Genomic DNA, 6,885 nt, shown 5'->3' on the forward strand with positions numbered 1-6,885 from the left:
TTTGCGGCCTAGGCCGCCTCCGCCACCGCGCGCTTGGCCATCACGGTCACGAGATTGGCGCGATATTCGGCCGAACCGTGGATGTCGGAATTCAATCCGCTCGCATCCACCGCGATCTTCGCCACCGCGTCGGGCGTGAAGCTCCTGGCCAGCGCCGCTTCCATCTGCGGCACGCGAAACACGCCGGGCCCCGCGCCCGTCACCGCGACACGGATGCCGTCCGCAAATTTCGCGACGAACACGCCGGCCATCGCGTAGCGCGAGGCGGGGTTGGCGAATTTCTTGTAGGCGGCCTTCTGCGGCACCGGGAAGGATATCTCGGTGACGATCTCGCCGTCCTCCAGCGCGGTGGTGAACATGCCCTGGAAGAAATCGTCGGCGGCGATGCCGCGCCGGTTGGTCTTGACCGTGGCGCCGAGGCCGAGCACCGCGGCCGGATAGTCCGCCGCCGGATCGTTGTTGGCGACCGAGCCGCCCAGCGTTCCCTTGTGGCGCACCGCCGGATCGCCGATCACGCTCGCGAGATGGGTGAGGGCAGGAATGGCTTTCGCCACCTCCTTCGAACTGGCGACCTCGCAATGCGTCGTCGCCGCGCCGATGGCGACGGCGCCGCCGCTCACGCGGATATAATTCAATTCCTCGATGCCGGAGATGTCGATCAGGTCCGACGGATTGGCGAGCCGCATCTTCATCGCCGCGATCAGCGTCTGTCCGCCGGCCAGCAGCTTGCCTTCCGGCGCGGACGCCAGCAGCGCCACCGCGTCGTCGACCGATTTCGCGCGGCTGTAGGTGAAGGGATAGGGGATCATGCCGCCTTCTCCGCGCTCTCCGTCATGCGCTTGGACGCGTCCTCGATCGCCGAGACGATGTTCACATAGCCGGTGCAGCGGCAGATATTGCCTTCCAACTCGTGGCGGATGGTGTCGCGGTCCATCGCGCCGTTGCGGCGGATCATGTCGACCGCGGTCATGATCATGCCCGGCGTGCAGAAGCCGCATTGCAGGCCGTGATTGTCGCGGAACGCCTCCTGCACCGGATGCAGTTTGCCGTCCCTGGCGAGGCCTTCGATCGTCGTGACCTGCGCACCCGCGACCTGCACCGCGAACACCGAGCAGGACTTCACCGCCTTGCCGTCGACATGCACGACGCAGGCGCCGCACTGGCTGGTGTCGCAGCCGATATGGGTGCCGGTGAGGCGCAATTGCTCGCGCAGGAAATAGACCAGCAAGGTGCGGTCCTCGGTTTCCACCGAAACCGGTTTTCCGTTCACCGTCAGGGACACAACGGACATATCAATTCCTTCGATATCGGACGTGCGGCGGAGTCTCGGGCGCGCGACGCGCGGCGTCAAGCGCTGCTATAGTGAGCCAGGATCGGGAGTGCCGCATGCCCATCATATCCGTCCATATCGCCGCCGGCCGGCCGCTGGAGAAGCGCCGCAGGCTGGCCGAAGCCATCACCGACGCCGTCACCGAGATCCTCGAAACCGAGCGCGCCGCAACGCAGGTGCTTATCCACGAGCACGACAAGGACAACTGGGCGATCGGCGGCGAGCTCCTCAGCGAACGCCGCGGCGCACCGAAGGATTCGCTGCCCGATCTCGACGCGCTGTTCCGCAAGCCGGCGGAAAAACCGGCGCCTAAGCCGCCAGCCCGAAAACCACCAGCAAAATCGCGATCACGGCGATAAGCCCGCCGACCCAGATCGCGGGCGACAGGCCCGGCCGCGGTCCCGCCGGCGCGCCGCCATGGGGCGTGGTGGCCGTGCCGCTCGCGCCCGCCGCCATCTCCCGGGCCTCCTCGGTCGTCGGATCGGGCGCCAGCACCGGCGCCGTCGCCAGCGCGGCGGCGAATCGCTTGAAGAAATCGTCGGCGATCTGCTTGGCCGCGCCGTCGATCAGCCGCTGGCCGATCTGCGCCAGCTTGCCGCCGACCGAGGCCGTCGCGGTGTAGCTCAAGACCGTCGAGTCGCCCTGCGGCGTCAGCACGACCTCCGCGCCGCCCTTGGCGAAGCCGGCGACGCCGCCCTGGCCCTCGCCGCTCAGGCGGCAGCGATGCGGCGGGTCGAGATCGGAGAGCGCCACCTTGCCCTTGAACGTCGCGCTCACCGGTCCGATCTTCAGCTTCGCGGTTGCAACGAAGTCCGTCGGACTGGTCTTCTCGATCTGCTCGCAGCCCGGAATGCACAGTTTCAGGATGGCCGGATCGTTGATGCCGTCCCAAACCCTCTGCGCGGGTGCGGATATAGTATAGCTTCCCTTGAATTCCATGCCTTACGTTCCCGTACCGTCAGCCGTGTTCGCGGTGTCCCATCCCTCAAATAGGGGGGATGCGGCAAGCTTGGCCAAATGACAGATTCAACCCGCGCGAGAACTGTCTAGCGCAATTTGGCGTATCTGGCATGGGGCATGACATGGTTGTTGCGGCGGCGATTTCCCAGGAAGGGGCACCCCTGGAGGTCATGGGACTGGTGAAATGGTTCGACCTCAACAAGGGCTACGGATTCATCCGCCCGTCCAGCGGCGTCGACGGCGACATCCTGTTGCATCAGACCTGCGTGCGGCAATCCGGCTTCAAGGCCGCCTATGAGGGCGCCCGCGTCGTCTGCGAGGCGGTGCAGGGGCCGCGCGGCCTGCAGGCTCGGCGGCTGATCTCGCTCGACAATTCGACCGCCCAGGTCGTGCCGCAGGCGCATCCCAAGCCGTCGCGCTACACCGCCGAGCCGGCGGGCGAGGCGTTCGAGGCGACCGTCAAATGGTTCAACCGCGGCAAGGGCTATGGCTTCGTGTCGCGCGGCCCGAACACGCCGGACGTCTTCGTCCACATGGAGACGCTGCGCCGCTCCGGCATCCGCGAACTGCGCCAGGGCCAGCGCGTGCAGGTGCGCACCGGCGCCGGCCCCAAGGGCGAGCTCGCGGCGGAGATCGTCGTCCTCGATCCCTGAGCAGTGCGCGGATTTGTTTTGATCGCCGCCCCCGCATATCGTCATTGCCCGGCTTGTCTGGGCAATCCAATTTCCTTGTCCGGATCGAGAAAATTGGATCGCCCGCATGAAGCGGGCGATGACGCGTTGGCTAGTTGAACCCGGCAAAGTCCACCAGAGAGCAGCAATCCCATGTCCGATGTCGCGGCGCGTTTCCGCGCGTTCCAGTCCGAGGCGCCCCATTGGGTCGCGCTGCTTGCGCAGGTGCCGGCCCGCCATGTGCTGCGCCACGACACCATCCATCCCGCCTTCCATGGCTGCATCGACTGGCACTCGGCCTGCCACGCGGCCTGGGCGCTGCTCGCGGCCAAGGGTCTGACCGGCGACGCGCAATATGACGGGATCGTCGACGGCATCCTGATGCCGGCCAAGCTCGCCGCCGAGGCGTCCGACCTCGCGGCGCGGCCGCAATTCGAGATGCCCTATGGCCGCGCCTGGCTGCTCCGCCTGGCGCTGGAGGACCGGCTCGTCACCGGCTCGACGCGGCTGACCTTCTTCGCGCGCGACGTCGCCGCCTCGCTGACGGCGCAGTATCGCGGCCGCCTTGCCGATCCCTTCGCGCGGGAATACGCCAATCCGTGCTGGGCGCTGATTAACCTTCTCGACTACGCCGCAATCGAGAACCGCGCCGACATCACCGACATAGTGCGCGATGCCGCGGCCGGCCTTGCCACCTTCCTCGACCGGCTGCCGAGCGAGAGCGAGGAGGAGAGCTGGCCCGACTTCATGGCGGTGACGCCGATGTTCTGCGAACTGCTCGTCCGCGCCGGCGCGGTCGAGCCGGCCGCGATCATGGCCAAGGCCGGCGGCCGGCTTACGGCGTTAAGGCCCATCACGCAGCCGCGAAAGGCCCATCACTATGCGCTCAATTTCAGCCGCGGCTGGGCGCTTTTGGCGCTGGCGGACGCCACCGGAGACGAGACCCTTCTCGCAACCGCACTCGACCATATCGAGACCAATCTGCATCGTCCGAGCTGGTGGCGGGGGGATTACCGCGCCGTCGCCCATTGGGTGCCGCAGTTCGGAATCTTTGCGCTCCAGCGCGCGATGCGGCACACTTTCCCGAGATAGAAGCTCGGGGGAGCTTGGGAACAGATATGCGTTTGACGATCCTAGCAGCGGTCGTATCGGTCATGCTCGCATCCTGCGCCGCGTTCGCGGGGCACGAGGCCGTGTTGCCGGTCCAGACCATCCGCATCGACACCGCCAGCGGACCAAAGGAGTTCAAGGTCGAAGTCGCCGCCGACGCGATCAGCCAAGAGCACGGGCTGATGTACCGCCGCGACCTGCCGCCCGACCGGGGCATGCTGTTCGACTTCCACCAGGAGGCGCGGGTCTCCTTCTGGATGAAGAACACGCCCTTGCCGCTCGACATGGTGTTCATCAAGGCGGACGGCACGGTGTCCTCGGTCGAGCCGAACGCGGTGCCGTTCTCCACCGCCTCGATCCCCTCCGCCGAGCCGGTGCGCGCGGTGCTGGAGATCAATGGTGGCCGCGCCCGCGATCTGGGCATCAAGCCCGGCGACCGCGTGCGCGCCGACATCTTCCACGACATGGAATGACCATGTCGTTCTCCTCCGCGCGGAACCGCTAGCGCCATGTCGGGACGCCGCATGATTTGCATATTGCCGGTCTTCGCCGCGCTCGTCCTGGCGTCCTGCGCCGGCTCGGACCCGGTCGACACTGCGGAGCCCGAGCCCGATACCGGGATGGCCTCGGTGCTGCAGGACACGTTCGTGGCGAGCTCCGACTTCGCCGGCCATCCTTTCGCGGCCGCGGTGCGGCTCGGGCCCGGGCCGGCCGCGGATCTGTGCGAGGCCACCGCGCGCAACCGCGCCCAGGACATCGCGAGCGAGGGCTATGACGCGGCGCTCCAGCAGCGCGTCTATGTCGACGTCCTGGCGGATTGCCGGATGTGGTCGCGGCGGCGCTGAGGCGTTTTCCCGAATCCGGCGCGCAACTTGCCGCAACCGGGCGCTTGCGCTATCCCACGCTTGGTCCGGACCGGGGCGTAGCGCAGTCTGGTAGCGCATCTGCTTTGGGAGCAGAGGGTCGCGTGTTCAAATCACGCCGCCCCGACCAACACTTAGCGGTTTTCTTCAAGCGAGGTTTGCAGGAAGTTTCGCGGATTCCGGTCCGCCGTCATTCGCAAGCCGGGCTTGCTCAGATCCGAAATGTTCCAAGCGGCGGATGCGGTCGTGGATTATTTCGTCGCGCTTGGCGCGCTTGAGAGCTGGGATTTGGGGGAGTTGCCATGGCGGAACCGATGACGACCGGCACACGGGCCGAGGCTCTGTATGACCGAATCCGCGCTCAGATCGAGCATGAGAATGATTTATACAACCACCGGATAGTGTGGCTCATCACGATGCAGGCGTTCCTGTTTGCAACGACCGGGCTCGTCGTGCAGGCCAAGCTGGGCCTGAAGGCATCGAACCTGTCGCAGGGCGCGTTCATAGTGGACGGGTTTTCCGTTCTGTTGTCGATTGTCGGAATAATGGTCGCCTTGATCGCGGACCAGTTGCTGACAAATTCCCGCCGGGCGCTCAATTTGCTGCGGAAGACCTGGGAAGACCGCAAGGATCGCGTGCTGAACTCGGAAGCCGATCTCGATCTGTTTCCGCCCATCTCCGGCGGCGAAGCCAACCCGCGCACGGGCACTATCCTTCGCTCTGGCAATCTTCCGAAATTGTTCGTGCTTTCCTGGGTCGTCGTGGAACTGATCCTACTCAGTGATCGCCTCGGAGCGCTTGCCGACGGGCGCTTGTTTGCAATGGGCGGGTTCGGGACTCTCGCAACGGTTATCGGCCTTAACTTCCATTAGTGCCCCCCGCCGCATGCGCGACCCGACCGATCGTATCCTTTAGGCTGGAAATCGCCGGGTTTTGCGGCTAAGTCAAATCACGCCGCCCCGACCAGCCTTCGCCCGCGGAGCGGGAGAAGTTGAGATGGAGAATTGGTTCATGCGCGCGCGCATCTATCAGCCGGCACGGAACGCCATGCAGTCGGGCAAGGCCCGCACCAAGCAATGGCTGCTGGAATACGAGCCGGAGAGCGCCAAGGCGCCCGATCCGCTGATGGGCTGGACCAGTTCGTCGGACATGCGCCAGCAGGTCGTCCTGGAATTCGACACCAGCGAAGAGGCGGTGGCTTACGCCGAAAGCCACGCGATTCCCTATCAGGTGTTCGAGCCCCACAGACCGGTGCCCAAGGCGAAGTCCTATTCGGACAATTTCCGCGTCGACCGCAAAATCCCCTGGACGCACTGAACGGGCGCCCGCCTGAATCGTGCTAAATTGCGTTCGTGACCCCGTAGCTCAACTGGATAGAGCACCTGCCTTCTAAGCAGGATGTTGCGTGTTCGAGTCACGCCGGGGCCACCAGCCATTCCGCCGCCACCCTGACGTCGCGCGAAATATTCCCGCGGCCACGAAACGCTATGCCCCCGCAGGCCGTTGCAATACCGACGCCGATCGCAGGGAGATTACCGTGTCTAGCCGGAATTTGCCCAAAAGGCTGTTGGTCGCCGCTGTCTTCGCGCTCCTGACGCCCGTCGTCCTGGGCAGCGTGCTGGCGGGCGCGAGCGTCCTGGCGGATAGCGGCGATACGAGCGCGCTGCTGGCGAAGGCGATCACCTCCAAGCCCGTCACGCCGCCGCCGCCCCATCGCCGGACGCTGAGCACGCTCGGCCGCGCCAGCGCGGTCGCCTGGATCAGGATCGGCCACGTCGGCCACTGATCGGTCGAGCAAGTTCGGCCCGGCCTAAGCTCGACGGCGATCCCGACTGGCGCGATGCGAAGCACCTCGCCATGGTCGTCCGCCGGTCCTGCCGTTAGCAAAAAGCAAGATTGACGCCACCGTCACGAGGTCTAAAACCGCCGCCGGCTCTTGCGGTGCGTGCCC

The 6,885-nt window shown here is 65.9% G+C and carries 11 protein-coding genes and 2 tRNA genes; 10 read left to right on the plus strand and 3 right to left on the minus strand.

Annotated features, from left to right (window positions below; genetic code table 11):
* Positions 1–8 precede the first annotated feature (8 nt).
* Together WDM86_23260 and WDM86_23265 are read right to left on the minus strand one after the other, a co-directional pair.
* Positions 9–809, minus strand: a complete 801-nt coding sequence (locus WDM86_23260; GenBank protein MEI9992933.1) for a xanthine dehydrogenase family protein subunit M — start codon at positions 807–809, stop codon at positions 9–11.
* Complete coding sequence (locus WDM86_23265) at positions 806–1,291, minus strand: (2Fe-2S)-binding protein (protein ID MEI9992934.1); 486 nt, start codon at positions 1,289–1,291, stop codon at positions 806–808. Before WDM86_23265 ends, WDM86_23260 begins: the two co-directional genes overlap by 4 nt.
* A 71-nt stretch (positions 1,292–1,362) precedes the next feature.
* Here WDM86_23265 and WDM86_23270 point away from each other — a divergent pair, with 71 nt between their 5' ends.
* Positions 1,363–1,689 carry a 2-hydroxymuconate tautomerase family protein gene (locus WDM86_23270; GenBank protein ID MEI9992935.1) on the plus strand — a complete coding sequence of 109 codons (327 nt, stop codon included), beginning with the start codon at positions 1,363–1,365 and terminating at the stop codon, positions 1,687–1,689.
* Here the strand turns inward: WDM86_23270 and WDM86_23275 are convergent.
* Positions 1,640–2,269 carry a carbon monoxide dehydrogenase subunit G gene (locus WDM86_23275; protein MEI9992936.1) on the minus strand — a complete coding sequence of 210 codons (630 nt, stop codon included), beginning with the start codon at positions 2,267–2,269 and terminating at the stop codon, positions 1,640–1,642. The genes WDM86_23270 and WDM86_23275 overlap by 50 nt on opposite strands.
* 143 nt (positions 2,270–2,412) lie before the next feature.
* On the opposite strand from WDM86_23275, the gene WDM86_23280 reads away from it, so the two are divergent.
* The 9 genes from WDM86_23280 (at position 2,413) to WDM86_23320 (ending at position 6,720) form a co-directional block, all read left to right on the plus strand.
* Entirely contained in the window at positions 2,413–2,943 is a 531-nt protein-coding gene (locus tag WDM86_23280) for a cold-shock protein (GenBank protein ID MEI9992937.1), read from the plus strand.
* A gap of 171 nt (positions 2,944–3,114) precedes the next feature.
* Positions 3,115–4,053 carry a DUF2891 family protein gene (locus WDM86_23285; protein ID MEI9992938.1) on the plus strand — a complete coding sequence of 313 codons (939 nt, stop codon included), beginning with the start codon at positions 3,115–3,117 and terminating at the stop codon, positions 4,051–4,053.
* 26 nt (positions 4,054–4,079) lie between these two features.
* Positions 4,080–4,544, plus strand: a complete 465-nt coding sequence (locus WDM86_23290; GenBank protein MEI9992939.1) for a DUF192 domain-containing protein — start codon at positions 4,080–4,082, stop codon at positions 4,542–4,544.
* Between the two features lie 51 nt (positions 4,545–4,595).
* Positions 4,596–4,916, plus strand: a complete 321-nt coding sequence (locus WDM86_23295; protein ID MEI9992940.1) for a hypothetical protein — start codon at positions 4,596–4,598, stop codon at positions 4,914–4,916.
* Positions 4,917–4,987: 71 nt separating this feature from the next.
* Positions 4,988–5,064, plus strand: a tRNA-Pro gene (locus tag WDM86_23300).
* Between the two features lie 172 nt (positions 5,065–5,236).
* A complete protein-coding gene (locus WDM86_23305) occupies positions 5,237–5,806 on the plus strand; it encodes a hypothetical protein (GenBank protein MEI9992941.1) in 570 nt (189 codons plus the stop codon).
* A gap of 139 nt (positions 5,807–5,945) precedes the next feature.
* Positions 5,946–6,251, plus strand: coding sequence for an ETC complex I subunit (locus WDM86_23310; protein MEI9992942.1), 306 nt, complete (start codon positions 5,946–5,948; stop codon positions 6,249–6,251).
* Positions 6,252–6,288: 37 nt separating this feature from the next.
* Positions 6,289–6,365 (plus strand) — tRNA-Arg (locus WDM86_23315).
* Positions 6,366–6,471: 106 nt separating this feature from the next.
* The gene (locus WDM86_23320; GenBank protein MEI9992943.1) at positions 6,472–6,720 is read left to right on the plus strand and encodes a hypothetical protein; all 249 of its coding nucleotides are present in this window, start codon (positions 6,472–6,474) and stop codon (positions 6,718–6,720) included.
* Positions 6,721–6,885: the final 165 nt, after the last annotated feature.

Origin of the sequence: Rhizomicrobium sp. (assembly GCA_037200045.1) — a bacterium.
In the GTDB taxonomy this organism is placed as follows: domain Bacteria; phylum Pseudomonadota; class Alphaproteobacteria; order Micropepsales; family Micropepsaceae; genus Rhizomicrobium.